Genomic DNA, 20,872 nt, shown 5'->3' on the forward strand with positions numbered 1-20,872 from the left:
AAAGGATATGTTATTAGCAGCAACATGTGCGTAATTGGAAGCATGAGCATCGCCCCAAGGCTTGAACCATTTGTGCAATCTACAACAAGGGCGATAAACGAAGCCTTATTCGCGGCTAAAGCTCCCCCCTTAAAAAGCAAGCATTTAATGATAAGGTATTGCTCTTTATTTCCATTTACGTTCCTCGAATCAAATAGCACGTCTTTATCATTCATGCATGCTTTCAAGAGTCTCCGTTAATGAGTAGCCAACGTTCGAAGAATCGCTGTCCTTCTAATGAACATAATCGCGATTATTAGCACACTTATAAAAAATAAGCACCCCAATCATCAAGATTTGAGATACTTAGAAAAGTTTACTTTACATATGAATGTTTATACATTTTTTATCTGTTTGATTTTTGGTTCTGCTTCAATTAAGAGTTCGATGAGATGTACCGCCCGCTGGCCGCTAGATGCCCGTTCCGCGCCGTATTTCATCTGCAGTAAGCACCCGGGATTGGTGGTAACAATCACTTGAGCGTTCGTGGCCTGGGCGTCTCCCATTTTCCGATCGAGAATTTTCATCGATTCATCATACTGCACAATGTTATAAATGCCGGCCGATCCGCAGCAGAAATCCGGGTCATTCATTTCGTTCACTGACACCCCCGGCAATTGGTTCATTAACTGCCTCGGTTCATTCGTAATCCGCTGCACGTTGGTCATATGGCAGGAAGGTTGATAGGTAATGGTGTAATTCAACGGCTTGGTGAACTGTAGCCCGTCCAATTCGGCGAGCACCTTCGTAATGTCTTCCACCTTAGCCACAAAAGCCAACGCCCGCTTGTGCCAGTCACTTCCTTCATCAAACAGATGGTCATACCGAATCATTTGGGCCCCGCAGCCGCCAGCATTATTCACAATCCGGTCGACGTTCAGGTCTTCAAGCATTTGAATGTTCTGTTTGGCCAGGGCGACGGCTTCGTCATGCCGTCCGGCATGGGCATGCAGGGCCCCGCAGCAGGTCTGCTCTTCCGGGATAACCACCGAAGCCCCTGCCAAGGTTAACAATTCCACGGACTGTTCGTTAATGGTAAAAAACACGCTGTCCATGACACATCCTGTAAAAAAGGCCACCCGCAGTTTTTCTTTCTGCTGGGCTGGCTGCACCTTTTCACGCGACGCCCGTTGTTTCGGCGAGGGCATCGGCGGTAAAACACTGGCGAACTCTCCCAGATGCAAGGGCGTTTTCGATAATATACCGAGCTTTTGCGCAAAGGTCTGCAGCCCGCTTTTTTGGTACATCCATGTTAAATTGCCCACTGAATGCATTATCTTTGAGGAAGGGACAGCATGCTCAAACAAGCCTTTTTCGAGCGCCGCCTGATGCTTGGGTTTTTCTTTATTTTTTTCAATGGCGTGTTTGGCGCCTTCGAGCATTTGATCGTACTGGACATTCGTCGGGCACACGGTCATGCAGGCCATGCACCCCAGGCATTTTTCTACCGGGTCTTCCAATTCGTGAAGAGATATGTGCCCTTCCGCTGCCAGCTTCATGAGTTGGATGCGTCCTCGTGGAGAGTGCGTTTCCGTCTCCATGGTCTTATACGTGGGACATGCCGGCAGGCAGTAACCACATTGCACACAGTCAAACGCTTTTTCATAATTCATCACGTCTTTTAACGTTTCAGGCTCATTCACGGCTTAACACCAGCCTTTGTCCCGGCTCCGCAAAAATCTTTCCCGGATTCATGATGTTATTCGGGTCCCAGCTTTGCTTAATGCGTTTCATTAAATCCACTCCTGCGATTCCAATTTCGTTTTCCATAAAGGGCGATTTCATGGTTCCTATGCCGTGCTCGCCGGATAAGGTTCCCCCGAGATCAATGGCCGCCTGAAAAATGTCCTCTACGGCTTTTTCCACACGCTTCATTTCTGCCTGGTCCCGCTCATCGCACAGGATGTTGGGATGGAGATTCCCATCTCCGGCATGACCGAACACCACCAGGTTAATCTCGTACTTTTCACGTATCTCGCCAAGCTTTTTCATCATCAAAGGAATCTGACTGCGGGGGACCGTCGCATCTTCCGAAACCTTGGTCGGCTTAATCGTTGCGATTGCCGGGGACACCATTTTTCGTGCTTTCCATATTCTTGTTGCGGCTTCCGCGGTTTCTGGCACCTGAACAGCTGTCGCCTCCAGCTGTTTCATGATGGTCAGTATTTCTTGTAATTCTTTGTTGATGGTTTCTTCATGCCCATCCAGTTCCATAATCAGCACAGCTTCTGCATCTTGAGGCAGGCCCGATGGCTCGTATGCTTCTACGGCCTGCACACAGGCGTGGTCAATGAATTCCATTTTTGATGGCAGAATGCCTGAGGTTAACGTAGTGGAAATGGCCCTTCCGGCTGTTTCCATGGAAGCAAAAGCCACCATGATGGTTTGAACGGCTTTCGGCTTCGGAATGAGCTTCAAGGTCGCGGATGTAATCACCCCCAACACCCCCTCGGAGCCCACAATTAATTTTGTGATATCCAAGCCGGTAACGTTTTTGATCGTGCGCCCGCCTGTCCGCGTAATTTCTCCTTCCGGGGTGACTACTTCCAACCCAATAACATAATCCTTGGTAACTCCATATTTCAACCCGCGCGGCCCCCCGGAATTTTCCGCCAAGTTACCTCCTATAGTCGAAACATGCGCACTGCTGGGGTCGGGCGGATACATGAGACCGTAAGCTTCCACCTCCTGATGGATGGCTGACGTAAGGGTGCCGGGGGACACTTCCGCAATCAAATCGTCTGCGTACACTTCGATGCTTGCGGGCCATTGACTTGTATCCAGCACCATGCCCCCATAGACCGGCAGGGGCCCGCCGCTTAAGCAAGTCCCCTGCCCCCGTGGGGTGACAGGCACCCGGTAGTGATTAGCGATTTTCATGACTTCACTTACTTGGCGGGCCGAAGCCACCTGTACCACAGCCTCGGGCACATATTCCCCAAACGAGCCATCATAGCTGTAACTGTGGCGATCCACCACGGCCGTACGTACATACTTCTCCCCTAACGTGCTTTTTAAAGCGGTTATCCATTTAGCTTCCATACATACGCTCCTTTCCACGGCTAATGAGAGCTTGAGGATTGGTTTGAACCATTGAAATTATTTGCGCTTCCGTCATTCCCGCTTCCAGTAATTGTTCGATGAAACCACCCAATGCATCTACCACAGGGATATGATGCGCCTGGCCGTAATCGGTGACTAGCGCAACATGTTTTGTTTATATTTTTTGAGATGTAGAGAGAAATTTTTAATTTGCGCATTGCACTATAATAACCATTTTTTGTTTGCAAGTAGCAAATCACCCTTATCCAACTATTACAGGAAAAGGGTGATTTTAATTGAGAATACTTTTGGGAACTATCATTAGTTGAAAACTTTCGATAACAAAAAAGATATTAATTTGGATAATATATTTTTAACACACATGGATTAGGGGGTATCTTTCCTGTTATTAATAGAAGATTATTATTTTTGTTTCTGACACTTGTTACACTTTGATGAGCAAGAAGTTTTTATAACTTTAGAGTCTATCTCACTTTTGTTTTCTGTTTCTATATTTGGAACAAATATACACATCTTGCTTCCTCCTATTTGTTATATGAATTGGTCATCCCATATAAAGCTTAGTTCGGGAATCTTCCTCTTTGACGAAGCAATTCTCTATCTAGATCTTTATTGACTTCAAAAGCGGCTCTTCCGTGTAGCCAAAACAAATTATTTACCATTACTAGATGACCTACTGGCAAGTTCAACTCCGTAACACTTTGATCTTCTTCCATTGATTTGGACATATCACGCAAATATTTAGCCTCTTCGATAGAGGAAGGATTAGCAAATTGGTCTATAAAGCAAATACACGGATCGCCATTCTCATGAAAAAACGTTTTTCTATTAACTTCTTGGCTAACATTTTTACTGGCAGGCGCCTTGTAAGCAATTTCTTTTTCGGCAAAAGGATGTTTATAATATTTATCTAATTCTTGCCAGTCGTCCAAATGAAGCAAGCGGGATTCACCACCAATGGCATTTTCTTCATGCATTTTCATCATTAAGAGCCAATCTGTAGATTCATCAACGAAAGTACCGTCTGTGTGTAATGTAAAACGGCGATAAGCTTGTCTTAAATACGAATCACTAGTATCCGTGTGATTAACGGTAAAACGAGCATAGTATTTACCAGACATAGCATCAAAATTACATTCTCCGATTAAGTGTGTAAGGGCTGTAGAAAAGAGAACATATTTATCAGTATCAGTAATCTCTTGATCTAAACCAATTGTAAATCCCCCAGTGGCACGATCCATTAATATATTGCGAACGGTTGTAGTAAAAGACTCACTTAACACATCTTGCAATGCTCCAGCTACAATAAATCGCATATAAGGCACGTATTCTAGTTCTTGCACTTCTACGTTTTTCACTTGATCAAAGAATTTTGCTAAAGCCTCTTTTTTAATATCGATATGATAGAGACGGGCGTTCTGTGGATGCTTAGCAATTTTCACTTCCTGAGTTTCTTGGGAAAAATCTAAAATATGGTTTCCTGAAATAGCCATAGCTTGATGTTCCTCCTTAATTATTGAGAATAAATGGAAAAATAAAAGCCAGCCTTTTAACACAAAGGTACCTTTGTGTTTAAAGACTGGCTCTAATAGACGGATGGCAAACTATACAAGTAGTAAGTCCACGTCATATTAAACAGTTTTATCGTTAAAATGATCATGATAACTTTTTGCACTTACGGGACAGAAAGAGAAAATCTTTCTTGCGGTAAGCGTTAACATTATATTGAATTACATTTATTTATTTGTCAATCTTTTATTCATTCTTTATTTAAAAATTTTTACGACCTCTACTTTTTCGCAATTTTAAAGGTAGATGATTATAAATTTTTATATTGTTTATATAAATCTTTCAAAGCTGAAATAATAGCATTCTTAGCCTTTCCAAAGTAGTTGTGCTCAATAAGATTGATAGGTTTTTCGATGCCATTTCGCAAACTATACCCCTTCAAAAGTCGATTAATAAATTCTCTGCCGTGAGCAGTCGCCAATGTACAAGAAGACTCTAAAATTACTCCGTATTCACGATCAATTTCTACAGTGACTGTTAGTGTTTGAAACATACTTTGCGCAGCCATTCCTTCTGGTAATCTAGCATGCCCTGCAATAAATACCACATTATCCATATGTAATTCCCCTTTTTTAAATAATCATGATTTGGTATTAACTCTTTAATTTCTCCGTCTTAAAAAAGATTTTTTACAAATTTCTCTGGTTTTACGTCGTTAATACTTAAAATGTAAATTTTTAAATTTTTCATTTATCTTGAAAAGACTATAAATTCTTAATTGCTTTGACTTAAAAATTTAAGTTACATTATATTCCGATAAATTCTGTTTGATTACTATTTCTCCTTTAATAAAAAGTGTTACTCATAAACGTAATTGATAACACCTCCCTTAGACTATATTCATTGTAGAGTGATCTCATTTAGCCTTCAATTAAAATCAGATATAAAGTTCTGAAAATTTTGTATTGTAATTGAAAGCGTTAACAACTAAAATTTGTTATACAGTATAACATGTTTTTCGGAAAGGGGTTTATTATGAAACGTATTCTTTTTTTATTATTATTTTTGGTACCGGTTTCATTTCTCTTATTAAATGCTTTTTCAGACCAAAAGTATGAATATTATTCGATCGCTACAGGAACCACAGCGGGAACTTATTATCCTGTGGGTGTAGGGTTAGCAAACTTGTACACAGAGGAATTAGGGGAAAATGTTCGAGTGACAGGACAATCATCAGGAGGCTCCGTAGAAAATATTGACTTACTTAGAGAAGGAGAAGCTGAATTTGCCACTATCCAAGGCGTTATTGGGGACTTTGCTTACCAAGGTAAAGATATATACGCTGATAATACTTACGAAGATTTGCGTGCTGTAACAACATTATGGCCTAACGCAGAACAATTCCCTTTAAAAAATAGCCAAATTACCACAGGAAATCTAGCTGATATAGAAGGAACAAATTTTTCTTTGGGCTCTCGTGGAAGTGGTACAGAACAAACCACACGTATTATTATGAACAGTCTCGGCATGTCTAAAAAAGATATCAATCAAGATTATCTTGGATTTGGAGACACGATTTCCGCAATGAGAGATGGAACTCTACAAGGAGGAGCTGTTTCTGCCGGTTTACCTACCACTGCTATTACAGATATGTATGCAAGTGGTGTGAACGCGACCTTGCTCGACGTATCCGATGAACAATTACAAAAAATCCAATCAAGTTCAGAAGTTTTTTATAGGTATACAATTCCTGCTGAAACTTATCCAAATCAAAGAGAAGAAATACGCACCATAGCTCAAGGCAATTTCATGGGCACAGATGCAAACGTAAATAAAGAAACAGTTTATCAAATCACAAAAAACACGTATGAAAATTTAGAACGAGTACATGGAATACACTCTGTTACAAAAAATATAACGTTAGAAAATTCTTTAGAAGGATTAACAGTTCCCTTACATTCAGGGGCCTACAAATATTACAAAGAGCAAGGTGTAAAAGTGCCAGAAAATTTAATGCCGCCAAAAGAAAAGAAAGGATGAGTATGTAAATGGCCAACAGCAATACAAATCTAGATTCAAACCAACGTACCGAGAACATACAAACGCCAGAGAGATATTCTAGCACTTGGAGAAAAATCCTTGTCGTTAGCGTAGCTGTTATATTAGCAGTATTCGCTATCGTATCGAATAGCTTCTTGAATATGCAAGAAATTTACAGAAATAGCGTATTTCTCATGCTGTCTTCATTTCTAACATTTCTCTTGTACCCTTCTTCAAAGAAAAACGAGAATAGTCCTTTTTCTATCGTAGATATCGTTTTAGCCCTCGGTAGTGCGATTGCTATTGGATATATTTTATATGGTTATTCCAATATCCATATCGATCGCTTGTCCCAGGCAGTTACGATTAACTATATTTTTGCCACAATAGCGATCGTCTTCCTCTTAGAAGCCACTCGTCGTGCACTAGGTTGGTTTATTCCAATTTTAATCATATTGGCTATGGTGTATAGTATTGTCGGTCCTTACTTTTCTGGTGTTTTTGGCCATGCTGGTTTTAGTATCGAAAGGCTATTATATCGCGTATATATGACTACGGAAGGCATATTTGGCATGACGTTATCGATAGCTGCCACATATATTGTTATTTTTATTATTTTAGGAGCATTTCTTAGTGTGAGTGGAGCTTCAAAATTATTTAATGACCTCGCACTAGCTTTTGCTGGAAGATATAGCGGCGGTCCAGCTCAAGTCTCTGTATTAACAAGTGCCTTAACAGGTTCATTGAGCGGCAGCGCCGTGGCTAATGTTGCCACGACCGGCACATTTACGATTCCTTTAATGAAATCAGTGGGCTTTAGATCACGGTTCGCTGGAGCTGTAGAGGCTACAGCATCTACAGGTGGAATGATGATGCCCCCAATCATGGGCGCAGCGGCGTTTATAATGGCAGGATTTCTTGGAGTCCCCTATTCAGTCATTGTGCTAGCCGCAATTATTCCGACCTTTTTGTACTTCGGAGCCTTAATTCTTGCTATTAACATTGAATCTAGGAAACAAGGATTAAAAGGTATTAGTAAAGAATCAATACCCCAAGTTTTTAAAGTACTCAAAGAGCGAGGATTATTATTACTTCCCCTGATAATAGTAGTTTACTTTTTACTATCGGGACGGACGCCTTTATTTGCTGGGTTTGTTGGTATCATAAGTATCATTATTGTAAGTTGGCTTACATTAGATCCTTCGACACGCATCACACCTAAAAAATTGATTCAAGGTCTTTATGAAGGAGCAAAAGGCACTGTGCAAGTGACCATGGCATGTGCATCTATTGGTATTATGATTGCCGTTATATCGATGACAGGCTTAGGAGAAGCTATTAGTACAAATATTTTGGCTATCTCAAGCGGAAATTTATTAATAGCTTTATTTTTAGTAATGCTCACCTGTATCGTTTTGAGCCTAGGTCTCCCTTCCACAGCTTTATATATTATTGTGTCTGTCACAGTAGCTCCTGTACTTATTGACATGGGGATTAATGATGTTGCTGCTCACTTCTTTGTTTTCTGGTTTGGGGTGCTTTCTAGCATTACTCCTCCTGTAGCACTTGCTTCTTACACCGCTTCAGGCATAGCTAAATCAGATGCCATGCAAACCTCTTGGAGTGCTTTACGTTTAGCACTACCTGGGTTCATCATACCGTTTTTAATTGCTTTTAACCCAGCCATAGTTATGCAAGGAAGCAATAACAACTTTCTTGATATCATACTAACACTGCTGTTAGCTTCCTCGATCGTATTTGCCCTAACCATAGTATTAGCAAAATACTTCTTAAAACCTTTATTATGGTGGGAACAACTACTTTTTGTCTTTCCTATAATATTATTATTATTTACAAATGTATTTACTATCATGCTTGGAGTTTTACTCTTGGGAGGTGCTGTAGCCATACAAATTTATCGTTATCATTACCAAGGTCGATCTTACGACACGGCTTTTAAGAAAGGAGACTATTAGATGCCTGAATCTCTCTATCGCAAAAAAGTATCAACTCAAGTTTTAGAATTAATGCAAGAGAAAATCAGAACAGGAGAATATGCTCCTGGCGATAAACTCCCTCCCGAAATAACCTTAGCCAAGCAATTTGGAGTTAGTCGCACAGCTATACGCGAAGCTTTAAATATTCTCTCTATTAGTGGCGTAGTGACTTCCTTACAAGGGGGCGGCCGACAAATCAACGAAGTTAATTTGGTAAACATGTTAGAAGTCATCCCTTATTCTTTGATTGACGTTAGTGAAATTATTGATTTGCTCGAAATGCGTATGGTGTTTGAAGTAGAAGCTGCTGCCCTAGCCGCTCAACGACATGAAGAAGAGGACGAAATTGAACTTTTGAAAGCGCTCAATCAATTTAAAGGTACTTTGACAAACAAAGAAAGCATAGGGTTTGAAGCAGATTACCAGTTTCACCTCGTTTTAATCAGAGCAGCTAAAAATGCTTTTTTCGAGCAAACATTTATTAATATTAGTACCGTTCTGCAAAACTCTTTACAGTTTTCTTTATCAAAAAACCTCGGAAAGCCTAGAAAAAGAAAAGAGGTATATCATGAACACGAAATGATCTACGAAGCTTTTTGTGCAAGGGATAGTGACACGATCAAAGCAACAATGCAGGCTCATTTAATGAATGTTAAAACTAAATTGGAAGAAATTAAATCGATGGGAGATTAATTAAGACAAAGCCTATCACCAATAGAAATAACGAAAAGAATTTTCCCCATCACTTTGTTGTATTTTCAATCGTCTATAACTGTAGTTTGCAAGCAATAATTAATAAACGTTTTAACTATTAATTCAATCAATAAAGAGGGAGAGAAATCAATGGAAGATTATATTATTATCGGCGGTGGGATCGTAGGTTTGTCCGTTGCCTACGAGCTAACAAAGCAGCATCCTCATGCAAACGTCACTGTACTTGAAAAAGAAGAAAAAGTAGCTTTTCATCAAACGGGTCATAATAGCGGTGTTATTCATTCTGGTATTTATTACACACCTGGAAGTCTAAAAGCTCGTCTAGCGAAACAGGGAAATAAATCCATGCGTCAATTTGCAGAAAAGCATCAAATACCGATAGACATCTGTGGAAAAGTCATCGTCGCCACAGAAGAAAAGGAATTGCCCCACCTTGAAAATCTTTATCAACGGGGGCTTCAAAATGAATTGGACATTGAAAAATTAAGCAAATCAGAACTTTTAGAAAAAGAACCTCATGTTCGAGGAATAGCAGGAATTTACGTACCTTCAACTGGCATTATTGATTACTCAAAAGTTTCCAATAAGCTTGCTGAACTCATCGAACAACAAAATGGCCAAATTAAATATGGTACTGCCGTAACAGCTATTTCGGAAAACACTGATAGCGTAGAAATTAACACCAACAAAGAAGTCTATAACGGCCGTTACTTAATTAATTGTGCTGGTTTGCAAAGTGATCGGATAGCTGAACTCGCTGGTTACCACTTGGACCTAAAAATCGTACCTTTTCGGGGGGAATATTATAAATTTGTCGAAGAGAAAAGAGATCTCGTACGTAATTTGATTTACCCTGTCCCTAATCCCGAATTCCCCTTTTTAGGTGCTCACTTCACTCGTATGATGGATGGTAATGTTGATGCTGGGCCTAACGCCGTTCTTGGTTTCAAGCGAGAAGGATATAAAAAGCGGGATATCAACATTAAGGACTTATCTGAAGTCCTTCTTTACAAAGGATTCTGGAAGCTTGCTAAACCTTACTTAAAAGAAGGCATAGGAGAAATGATCCGTTCCGTAAATAAAAAGAAGTTTGTGCAAAATCTTCAGAAATTAATTCCAGAAGTCCAGGAAGAAGACCTTATAATAGGACCGCGCGGAGTACGGGCCCAGGCTTTAACGAAAGATGGGAAAATGGTTGATGATTTTTACATTGTTTCTGGTAAGAAAAGTTTACATGTGTGCAATGCACCATCACCAGCGGCAACTGCTTCTCTAGAAATCGGTAAGAATATTGTAGAACGTATACATGTTGAAGAAGAACGCAAAGAAAAAGCAAGCGTAAATGTTTAAGTTCCACTGAAATCAGTTACTATATATTCGATGGAATCCTTGATCTAAGCATATAATAGGCTTTCTTGCTAGGTGCATGAATTGGTTTAAGGAGGGACAAGCAGATATGGATTTGGGATTAAAAGGAAAAGGCGTATTAGTTTTAGCTTCAAGTACTGGTTTGGGAAAAGCTGGAGCGATGTAATTTTGCCAAAGAAGGGGCCAAAGTGATGCTTTTTAGCTCTTCGTCGGATAAACTTATAGATACAGTAGAAGAGATTAAGCGTACAACAAATAATAATAGCGTTTTCTATTCCGTAGGAGACATGACAAAGCGAGAAGATATTGAAAGCGTAGTAGAAAAAAGCGTTTCTGAACTGGGTCGAATTGATGTTTTAGTAAACAATACCGGAGGGCCACCTGCTGGCCCCTTTACTGCCTTTTCTGATGCAGATTGGCAGCAAGCTTATGAATTAGTTTTATTAAGTTTTATTCGATCCATTCGAGCTGTGATTCCCCATATGAAAGCCCAGGGAGGTGGACGTATAATTAACTCTACGTCGTCATCCGTGAAAAGCGTTATCGATAATTTAATATTATCTAATACATTACGCGCAGGCGTACTCGGTTTAACAAAAACACTTTCTCAAGAATTAGGTCCGGATAATATTCTTATTAATGTCCTTGGACCAGGCCGAATTGAAACCAACAGAACAAAACAGCTTGATGAAAACAAAGGAAAAAAGTTGGGAATGTTATCAGAAGAGATAAAAAATCAAAGCATAATGAGCATCCCCTTAGGGCGTTACGGAACCTCAGAGGAATACGCAAAATTAATGGTATACCTCTGTTCTGAAGCGAATACATACATTACAGGCCAAACTATTCTTGCTGATGGAGGATTTGTTAAAGCATTATAAATAGAATGCTTGCATCATTTCCTTAGTTAGTAGACTATTTATTGCCATCACGTTTTGTCTTTTCGATGATTCTAGCGCCTCTCTTAATTAAGAAATAAAAATAGCTTTAATCGTAAATTTTGGTTTTCCAATTGCATCTGCCAACTCCTGTTGGGAAAAAGCCTGACGTTGGCGTTCAGTTTTGATGGTTGCCGCAAGGACTGATTCCAGCTTAAATCGATCAATATATGCTTTTCCCATAACTTCTTGGTAACGATCGAATGCTTTGCTCATCTCAATGTCTTCCTTTGTCTTTATCGTTGTTATCTGGAATCATTCGCACCATAAGCGTCGTAACACTGTTCAGCTGGGCCAATGTCCGGTCGTCGGATCGTCCCCGTTATACGTCTTATTGAATTGTGCAACAGCAGCACCTTCTGCCCTTCATGAATCACAAGCAGCAAATGGTGCTTGCCAGTTTTAAGGCCATCGATTTCCCAGCGTTATAGTGTCTCTCCCTGTGTGATTCTCTTCAGAGGGCAAGGGTCATGTTCGAGGGTCGATCAATACCAGATATACTGATCTGCCGTTTTGTCCCAAAATCTCTAGAGATCTAGTTTTTTCCATTCCTGTGTTGCCGCATCGAACAGCCAATTTTCGGACGCTGGAATATTTCCAAATGCTTCTACATCATATACCATCGTTAGTCCATCCATTCTCATAAGAATATCCCTACCCTTCTGATAGTATAGATGCTATCAGAAGGGTAGGGATCATAGTCGATGCCAGCAAAAGCGGGACCTGCTTCCAATAATCTACTTTGTGTTAACACATTGTGAAAAATGGGCTAAGTCAATGACTTGATTCGTCGTCATCTGTTTCAGCTTCTACTTTATGCAGCCACCGGGACCGGCGGTAGCACACTGTGTTTGTCTATCTACCTATCTATTATTTTTACTGACAAAACGATTAACCGCATTGAAGATCAGGGTGATCCTTCATCAGAACGGTTTTCCTGTAAGAATAACTCCCCAAAGTTTATCTACCTTTTAGTCATCAAGGGCCCAATGCCGATCGGCCATGAACGAGACCGTCAGCCATTTTTTGGGTGTTGCGCCGGTCAATACTGCGGCCAGTTTTTCTCGCATTTCATCTTGTTTTTTTAGGGAATTGAGGGGGCTACTTTCCAGCGCCACAATATCAATTTCCACCCAAAGAGTACGCCCGACCTTGGTTATCCGCAGAAAGCTTTCTTCGACATTATAGTCGGCAGCCAGCTCCTCTAACGTTTCTTCCATGCGACGGCGTATTCCTTCATGCGAGCTCATCGCCAAAACCTCCCGAAGGGCTAGGCGCATTTCTTTCAGCGGGAACCGCAAAAAGTATACGGATACGAGCAGTACCATGACTGGATCGACATAAGGAATAAACGACGGGAACCACTGAAAAATTTCAAGCATAAAGGCGACGAGAAATCCCACAAACACTCCCATACTGACGAGCGTATCCATGAGCCACTGATTGGATTCCGCCTTTAATAAGGCCGACTGCGAACGGGAAGCCTGCACGTGTAAATAACGAGCGACAGCTCCACACGCGAGCAATCCGATAAACGAGTAAACAAACGCCGGTCCTACTTGCATGTCCCGTCCTCCTTGGAACAGGGACACCAGGGCGGCCGCTGCCGAACCCGCGATCAACAGCAGAATAACCATGTACTTGAATAACACCACGAGAGGTTCCACGATGTCCAACCCAAAGGGGTATCGTTTCCAGTCGGTCGTCGCCATCCATGTAGCCGCCGCTAGCGAGACACAGGAGAGCGCCACCCCGACCAGCGAATATAACCCGTCGAATACAATCATTTGCGATTGGACCCATAAGCCTAAGATCATACCGGTGCCTGAAAACAGAACAGTGGCCATGATCGAGATCCAAAGTATTTTCTTTTCTTGTTTCATATTCATTCGATCACCCCCTTATCTTGCGAGAGCTCGTACAAGCATGAGCTTCAGTTCGGCCTTGGCCTGCCGTTGATCGTTCGTCCCCGATCGGGACAAATAATGGCTTTCTGCGGCGTGCTCGACCAGGCCGATCGTGTTGTTAACCATTAGCTTCAACTCCAGTTCATTCGTCAGTTGATGGTGCTGTTGTAATTGCACGAATTGCGCTTGCAGCCAATCATAGTAGGGGCGATAAATCGCTTCCCAACGCTCAAAGGAGTAATAGAGCGACATCCCGCTATAGCACATGCTAATCGAATCCTGAAATTCTTCCGTGATCTGAAACGTTATGGCGATCACGATATCAATGATTTCGGTGAGGGTGCCTGCATCTCCATGCGCTTTCATGCGAGCCAACTGTTCGTTTAGGATATGAGAAGCAATGGCCGGCACGAGCTCTTTTTTCGATTCGAAATAATTATAAAACGTCCCCTGAGCTACACCGGCTTCCTTCACTAGGTGGGAGACTGACGTTTGATCGAATCCTTCCCGATGAATGACGGTGATGGCCGCTTTCAATAATTGATCGTAGGTGGTCTGTTTCATGGTTGCCTCCTGTAAATTTGTGCTTCTATCACTAATAGTGACTGACAGTCAGTCACTAGTGATAATACTAAAACTATTCGATAAAATCAACCTGCTAGAAACAAAGCGAACCTAGTTGAAGCAGGATGGTTATATTTCTCTGATAGCGAAGCAAATTCTAGATAATTCCTTCTCTACTTGGTTTTCGTCGTCGAAGAACTTTAAACGGCTTGCCTCATTTGGATATCAAGGGCAAGCCGTTTGAGAATTTGATGTATTTTCGCTATCTACTTGACGATGAAAGTTCAATTCATGATTATATTTCTATTTATACTTAATCAATCGTTCAGCTTTTGATCGACTTCAACGAATAACGTCATTATAAATTTGACCTTCACCTTCTTCTCCAATGCTAACAATCTTTAAACGCTCTTCATCCAAAATGTATATTGATTTGTATTCAGGATTGCCATTGTTTGCATAAACAATCACTCGACTATTTCCTTCCTCATTTTCTACGTTTACAGATTCGAAATCTGAGCCTATTTCTTTTTCAACTACGTCTAGCTCAGCCCAGTCATTTTCAGCAAAAAAGCTTGTATCCTTCTCCTCGTTCTCCCCACAAGCAGCTAGTAATCCCGCAGTTAGAACCATCGCGATTGTCATCTTCATCGTTTTTTTCATTTAGGGCTCCTCCCTCCCATTCGTTGTTCTTACAGTCGGGCTAACAATGGCAATATGACTATCATAACGACACACACCGGAATCGACAAGACATACAGGCGCGTCCTGGCAGCAAGCCCACCGTTTAATCAACGGTGACACTGTCCTTTCACCATTAATTAGGTATGAAAAAACAGCCCTCCGGCTTGCTACCATAGAATACGTCGAACGATAAGGAGATTGCTTGGAGGAGAATGATTTCCCCCAAACCATAGAGCATGCGTCTTGGCAAACGAGGGCTCGCCTCCTCAACGCTTCTTATCCAGTGATCCACGACCACACGACCGCAACGGTGCCTTGCAGGATCAGTACGTAGAATCCCAGACCGATGTAAATGACCGCCATGACCCAGCGGCCCACGTATTCGATTGCGGTCGATACACCGGGTAGACGACTCAATTGCTGGGCACTAAATACTAAAATCAATATCCATACAGCGAAGGTGACCAGCGTGGTCATCAGGGCCGATGCCGAGATGGAAACAAAATAAGGCACAAACAAACCAATATTATCGGCCCCGCAGCTAGCAATGACAACGAGGGCAACCGTCGTGGAGAGGTTTGTTCGCTGGTGCTGATGCAGTTGCTGGTCCCCATCATCCTCATCGCCCATGAGGGCGATTTTGATCCCCAGGTACAACGGAATCAGGCCCAGCAAGCCTAACATCCAGTCCTCCGGGACCACGCGTAATACAAAAGCGAAAAACAGACTAACACCGATAAGTACCAACGAGCCCCTGTAGTGCCCGAGATAAATCTGGCCATACTGCTTCTTTGTGGTCGCCTAACCGAAAAAGAGCAGGAGTAACACCACTAGATCAATTGCCGTGGCTGCATAAAGCACCGAAGCTGTTCCGATAGTCGTTAGCATGGTACCTCTTCCTTTCTTCTCCCACGGGTTATTGGGGGCCTGATAAAAAACGCGCCAAACATAGCTGCTCGGCGCGTAGTTTGGGCGGATTGGCCCCAGTTGATTTCTCGATTAAGACATCCGGAACAGCCGAAGACTGTAAAAACAAGGGCTTTCCTGTATTTAGGAGAGCCCTTGTTTTTATTAATTAACTTATATACTAAAAACATTGGTGTTAATGGTGCTTAAGTATAAATTCGTTTCCTTCGTGAACTCTTTCTTCACTAATTTTAACTTTATTAAGCCAAATATCTTCGATTTCTTCGGAGGCTTATTTTTCCTCTCAGGAACGAATTTCCACACGAACAAAAATGCCAAAGTACTAATGACCCTGTAAATAAAGAAAGAAGATGCTCCAAATGCTTCATTATAGAGGTGAAAACGCGGAAAATACCGCTAGATTAGCACCCCAATGCAATGTTGTAGCAATCAATATCACTTTTCCTCTAATTTTAATACTTTTTTTCCATATCTTCTACGGAATACGTACGGCCATCTACATCTTTATAGATAACGTGACCTCTATGGAATTCGGTGGGGGAATGGAGACCGGCCGCCACTGCTAAATTATGCATGCCCTCCCGCATCGAAATAATAAAATTAGTGACACGGTACGATTTTTCTTCAACGTCCAAGGCTTCCTGTCGCTTCGGCTCTGTAGTAGCCACACCGACCGGGCACTCATTTGTATGGCAAACCTGGGCCATGATACAACCCACGCTGATCATGAACCCTCTCGCCACATGAATCAAATCAGCGCCTAAAGCAAGCGCTGTGACCGCCTTATTTGGCGTTAAAAGTTTCCCTGAAGCAACGATAGTAATTTTATCTCTAAGTCCTGTTTCATTCAGTGCTTCTTCAAGCATCGGTAGCGCTGAGAATAACGGAAGAGACACACTGTCAGCCATTTCTTTGTATGAGGCTCCAGTACCTCCTTCGCTTCCGTCAAGCGTAATAAAGTCCGGAAGAATAGCCGAAGCTTTCAATTCCTCCGCCAGCCTGGCAGCATGCTGTTTTGAGCCGAGGGTGATTTTTATACCAACCGGCTTATTACTCAACCGCCGCAGTTCTTCTAAAAACGACATCAGTTTTTCCGTTGTTTCGATACCTTTGAAACGGTTTGGGCTGTCTATCGTTTTCCAGGGCTCTACGTTACGAATGGAAGCAATTTTCTCCGTAACCTTCGCTCCATCAACGTGACCGCCTCGCTGCTTTGCCCCCTGGGCCAACTTAATCTCTATCGCTTTCACCTGCTCGTGGGCCGCCTGCTTCCTGAACAGCTCCGGGTTGAAGTTTCCGGCCTGATCTCGTGCACCAAACAAGCCGGGGCCAATCTGCCATATAATATCTGCCCCTCCCGACAGATGATATTCCGACAGCCCACCTTCGCCCGTATTCATCCAGGAACCGGAAGCCCGGGCATTTCCAATAGACAATGCTTCGATCGCCCGGTCCCCGAGCGAGCCGTAGCTCATCCCCGACTGGCCGATGAGTCCTTTAACATGGAAGGGTTGCTTCACCCCGCTATGCTTTCCGAGCGTGATGGTATCCTTTTCATCAAGAAGATATGGATCGAATGATTCCTCCACATGATGCTCCTGCCGGGTAAACAGCCGTTCATTATCGATCTCATATACTTTGCTGAGCACGGCATCCGCCTTACGGTCTCGGCGTATCTCCTCTTCTAACGTTGGGTACATGTCGTTTACAATGTAATATCCGTTCGTATTAAAATTTTCTTTTGAACCATAGCCTAGCATACGTGTTTTGTACTTACCAGCCTTGACAGTGGAAACAAATTGCTCCCTTGAAAAGGGTTTCCCTTCAAGATCATTGTTAAATAAATACTGGCGAAATTCCGGTCCCGTTTTCTCGATTAAATAGCGCATTCTGCCCAGGGCCGGAAAGTTTTTCAAAATAGCGTGCTGTTTCTGCTGGCGGTCCCTGACATACATCCAAAGCACGAGCCCTGCCGGCACGAATACAATAAACACTATTAAGAGTCCCAAAAGGACAATAATAGTCGTTTCTATATCCAACCCGTCTCCTTTTTCTACCGATGTCTCCATTTCAAACCCGTTTTGCACCATTGGAGAACTAGCGGTCTTTTTCATTTTCTATCATTCTTTTCAGCGTTTCTACAGTCTTCCACATCTTTTCGTACATTTATACAGTATCTTCTTCATGTATACTTCCCCGGCGGCTGGAACATTAAGCATGCTTTACACGATTAAAACAAGAATAGGGACAGTTTTAAAAATAATTGGATATCCGTCAAGCAAATATGGAAATAAGTAAAGCTTTTAAATGATCTGATTCCATGTTCTATCGATGCTTAAGCCGTTTGAATGTTTTTGATATCGTTGAGGTGGTAACACCGTCACAGTGGCTAGTCGTTATCACTCAGTCCTTATCAGCGGTACAAAGCGAGTCCTCATTGCTTGGAAGAGCAATAACGACTTTAGTATTCTTTCTAGTAAGAAGAAATTTTTGCACTAAGGAGAAGAAAAATATGCCTTACTCTAACCAAAGGGAAAAATCTTTGAGTACTCGGTCTTCAGAGCTTAACGCTGCCATTATTTTTATGTATATTTCAGGATTGCTTTTTTTTAGATGGGATCTATTCGGTGACGGTTTACCGTTAACAAATTTTAGTGCAGAACTAATATTTAAATTAATGGCTCTATTTTTCATATTTTTTAGTTTTAGAAAATTAATTAATTTTGTAAAAAACAATAACGCTCAGTAAGTATACTAAAAGAGTTGCTTTTTAATTTTCTCGATTTTAATGACAAAAAATACGGAAGATATTCTGTCCGTGGATAGAAAGTATGTCTTATTCCTGTTTGTTATTGTTAGTTTGCATTTAATAAGGTTGAATAAATTTGATCTTTGAAGCTTTTTTAAGTAATAAGAAAACACTAGTTACCTTCTTTTATATATCTATTGTCAAAGCCGATGAGCAATTAGTGCCCTCAATCTTTTAACGAAGGTATTTTAGGAGGAATGGTAATGGTCTCACAAAGAAGAGGCGGAGATTAAATGAACGAATTTTTCTTGGCTTTCGACAGTACTTATTTATATGATGGTCTGTCGTCGAGCCAAATGAATGTCTACCATCAAAAGCCGAACCTTAACGCTGGATGCCTTATGGACGCCATGGTGATTCAACAGGTCCAAGCCTAGTATCTTTAAGGCATTTCGGTCTCCCGTCTCAGCCCGAATTCATCTTTGGAATGGAAGACGGGGCGGAAATACGGTTTCTTTCGGCCTCTATGAGCCACGGACGCCACTGTCTCCCTAGCATGGAACTGTATCGCTCGGCTCCACTAGCTCAAGGCTACCCAAAATCCTTTTCTACTTTGAAGAATTTTCTCACTCGTGTACGCTAGTCCGACCAGGGATTCTTATCCCCCCCCCACGGGATCGTAAATACCTGGTCGCAACGTTACAGCAACAAAGTTAGCATCGAATCGACTAGATGTCCATGTTAGCTTAAATCCAGCAGGCAACTCCGAGGTCCATTCCAGTAATGCAAAACGTCGGCGTTGATTTGGTTTCGTACGGGATTGACGTGACCGACGCCCATCATTTCCCCGGAGAAATGGACTCATGGAATGTCATGCGAACCTCATTAAATTGATGAAACAACAAATTGGCGGTTCAACGTCGATCTGTCGCATTAAAAATCCTCTATACCTGGCCAAAGTTATGGTGAAAATATAATCGTTAAGCTTATCTATGCTCGTATGGTACTTTATCAAAAGACTAAGAGACACCAAGATCGGTTAGCATTGACACTATCTAAAAGAGTAACTTTTTGCTACAGTAAATATTCTATATTTTATTCAAACGAAAGACAGCTTGGACAGACCGTAGACAAAATGGATAGTAGAAGAAAAAAACTGACATGAAAAAATCGATAAAAATATTTGAAAACCGATTTTTACAATTGAAGCGAAAAACTACCTTATCATTTACGAAAAGAATCAGAAATTTCTGTAGTGGCTTGAATAACAGTGTCTATATATTTATTAATCGATTCTTCATCAAATCGGAAAGCCGGTCCTGAAACTGAGAGTGCACCAACAATATGCTTTTGGTTATCATAAACTGGTACTGACAATGCGGAAACATTAGAGCTGATTTCACCTACACTGACAGCATAACCCTTCTTTTGAGTATCATGTATCTTTTCTATTAAAATTTGTTGTTCTTCGAAAGGTAAGTCCTTCATCATTTGCTTTTGACGTTCCTCAGGTTGAAAAGCCAAAATCGCTCTTCCAGTTGCTCCAGCATAAATTGGTAATTGCTTCCCCACCCCTACAGAACGTCGTATTTCTTGCTGACTTTCATATTCCAACACACATAAACGTGTTTGTCCGTTGGGCACATAAAAACCGACAGTTTCGTTAGTAATATTACGTAGTTTCATTAACCAAGGTTCTATAATAGAAGAAAATGGAAATTCTGTAACCACTTTATTCGCGTAATCCAAAAACACTACTCCAAGAGAATAAAGTTTAGATTGAGGATCCTGAAAAACAAATCCTTCTGTTTTTAACGTGGTCAATAAACGATGCACGATTGTAGAAGACATCTCTAGCTCTTCACTAATGTAACGTATACTCTGCGGCCCAGGGTTTTCTTTTAAATGATTCAATAATTTAAGTGCACGTAGTACCGTGGCTGATGTATCCATTTTTGCTTTCATTTCAACCTCCTATTTTAATTTATATATATATATTTAAATTTTTATTTTCTTCATATTTTAAGTTGTAATATTAAGTGCAACATGTACAAAAATAAAAAACACCCCAGGTATTTTTGAGTAAGAGGCATGTACTATCAAATACTCACACGAAGGGGTACTAGGAACTACTATCATCTTACCATGATCGAACACCAACAACTAGAGGCTCTAACGAGCCTCCGCTGGTCCATCCGACTGATTGTAGTTTTCCTAGGCAAATGTCCATCGACTATTTCCCGTGAACACCGGCGCCAACCGTCTTTCATTACGTATCAGGCATATCAAGCATAGAAATCCTATCACCAGATTGATTTACCACAGCCTATGAATTGTTTATATGGGAAGACCACGGAAAGGATGTTTCAAAAA

Annotated in this window: 15 protein-coding genes and 2 pseudogenes; 6 read left to right on the forward strand and 11 right to left on the reverse strand. The window is 41.4% G+C overall.

Annotated elements, in window-relative coordinates:
- Positions 1-374 precede the first annotated feature (374 nt).
- From Q0757_RS15440 to Q0757_RS15455, 4 genes are all read right to left on the reverse strand, one after another.
- Positions 375-1,682, reverse strand: a complete 1,308-nt coding sequence (locus Q0757_RS15440) for a (Fe-S)-binding protein (protein WP_298788929.1) — start codon at positions 1,680-1,682, stop codon at positions 375-377.
- Entirely contained in the window at positions 1,675-3,081 is a 1,407-nt protein-coding gene (locus Q0757_RS15445; RefSeq protein WP_298788931.1) for an FAD-binding oxidoreductase, read from the reverse strand. Before Q0757_RS15445 ends, Q0757_RS15440 begins: the two co-directional genes overlap by 8 nt.
- Before the next feature lie 581 nt (positions 3,082-3,662).
- Positions 3,663-4,595: a glutarate dioxygenase GlaH gene (gene glaH, locus Q0757_RS15450; protein WP_298788934.1), complete on the reverse strand. Its 933-nt coding sequence runs from the start codon at positions 4,593-4,595 to the stop codon at positions 3,663-3,665.
- A 326-nt stretch (positions 4,596-4,921) separates the two neighbouring features.
- Entirely contained in the window at positions 4,922-5,227 is a 306-nt protein-coding gene (locus tag Q0757_RS15455; RefSeq protein WP_298788936.1) for a DUF3870 domain-containing protein, read from the reverse strand.
- Positions 5,228-5,646: 419 nt separating this feature from the next.
- Between Q0757_RS15455 and Q0757_RS15460 the strand changes: the two genes are divergently transcribed.
- The 5 genes and pseudogenes from Q0757_RS15460 (at position 5,647) to Q0757_RS15480 (ending at position 11,611) form a co-directional block, all read left to right on the forward strand.
- The gene (locus Q0757_RS15460) at positions 5,647-6,651 is read left to right on the forward strand and encodes a TAXI family TRAP transporter solute-binding subunit (RefSeq protein WP_298788938.1); all 1,005 of its coding nucleotides are present in this window, start codon (positions 5,647-5,649) and stop codon (positions 6,649-6,651) included.
- An 8-nt stretch (positions 6,652-6,659) separates the two neighbouring features.
- Positions 6,660-8,627 (forward strand): TRAP transporter permease, encoded by a 1,968-nt coding sequence (locus Q0757_RS15465; protein WP_298788940.1) that lies wholly within the window; start codon positions 6,660-6,662, stop codon positions 8,625-8,627.
- Positions 8,628-9,341, forward strand: a complete 714-nt coding sequence (locus Q0757_RS15470) for a FadR/GntR family transcriptional regulator (RefSeq protein WP_094908641.1) — start codon at positions 8,628-8,630, stop codon at positions 9,339-9,341.
- 150 nt (positions 9,342-9,491) lie between these two features.
- Complete coding sequence (gene lhgO, locus Q0757_RS15475; RefSeq protein ID WP_094908642.1) at positions 9,492-10,712, forward strand: L-2-hydroxyglutarate oxidase; 1,221 nt, start codon at positions 9,492-9,494, stop codon at positions 10,710-10,712.
- Between the two features lie 106 nt (positions 10,713-10,818).
- Positions 10,819-11,611 (forward strand): annotated as a pseudogene (locus Q0757_RS15480) (SDR family oxidoreductase).
- An 87-nt stretch (positions 11,612-11,698) separates the two neighbouring features.
- On the opposite strand, the gene Q0757_RS15485 reads toward Q0757_RS15480, so the two are convergent.
- The 6 genes and pseudogenes from Q0757_RS15485 to Q0757_RS15510 form a co-directional block, all read right to left on the reverse strand.
- Positions 11,699-11,884, reverse strand: coding sequence for a hypothetical protein (locus Q0757_RS15485; protein ID WP_298788945.1), 186 nt, complete (start codon positions 11,882-11,884; stop codon positions 11,699-11,701).
- A gap of 755 nt (positions 11,885-12,639) precedes the next feature.
- On the reverse strand, positions 12,640-13,557 hold the full coding sequence (locus Q0757_RS15490; RefSeq protein ID WP_298788947.1) for a cation diffusion facilitator family transporter: 918 nt from the start codon (positions 13,555-13,557) through the stop codon (positions 12,640-12,642).
- A gap of 12 nt (positions 13,558-13,569) precedes the next feature.
- Entirely contained in the window at positions 13,570-14,139 is a 570-nt protein-coding gene (locus Q0757_RS15495) for a TetR family transcriptional regulator (protein ID WP_094908646.1), read from the reverse strand.
- 342 nt (positions 14,140-14,481) lie between these two features.
- Positions 14,482-14,802 carry a hypothetical protein gene (locus Q0757_RS15500; protein ID WP_298788951.1) on the reverse strand — a complete coding sequence of 107 codons (321 nt, stop codon included), beginning with the start codon at positions 14,800-14,802 and terminating at the stop codon, positions 14,482-14,484.
- A 297-nt stretch (positions 14,803-15,099) separates the two neighbouring features.
- A pseudogene (locus Q0757_RS15505) lies at positions 15,100-15,711 on the reverse strand (CadD family cadmium resistance transporter).
- A gap of 491 nt (positions 15,712-16,202) precedes the next feature.
- Complete coding sequence (locus tag Q0757_RS15510; RefSeq protein WP_298788968.1) at positions 16,203-17,783, reverse strand: FMN-binding glutamate synthase family protein; 1,581 nt, start codon at positions 17,781-17,783, stop codon at positions 16,203-16,205.
- Positions 17,784-18,262: 479 nt separating this feature from the next.
- Here Q0757_RS15510 and Q0757_RS15515 point away from each other — a divergent pair, with 479 nt between their 5' ends.
- A complete protein-coding gene (locus tag Q0757_RS15515; RefSeq protein WP_298788953.1) occupies positions 18,263-18,499 on the forward strand; it encodes a hypothetical protein in 237 nt (78 codons plus the stop codon).
- A gap of 1,224 nt (positions 18,500-19,723) precedes the next feature.
- Here the strand turns inward: Q0757_RS15515 and Q0757_RS15520 are convergent.
- Positions 19,724-20,464 carry an IclR family transcriptional regulator gene (locus Q0757_RS15520; protein ID WP_298788955.1) on the reverse strand — a complete coding sequence of 247 codons (741 nt, stop codon included), beginning with the start codon at positions 20,462-20,464 and terminating at the stop codon, positions 19,724-19,726.
- Positions 20,465-20,872 lie beyond the last annotated feature (408 nt).

This window comes from uncultured Marinococcus sp. (genome assembly GCF_947493875.1).
GTDB lineage: Bacteria > Bacillota > Bacilli > Bacillales > Marinococcaceae > Marinococcus.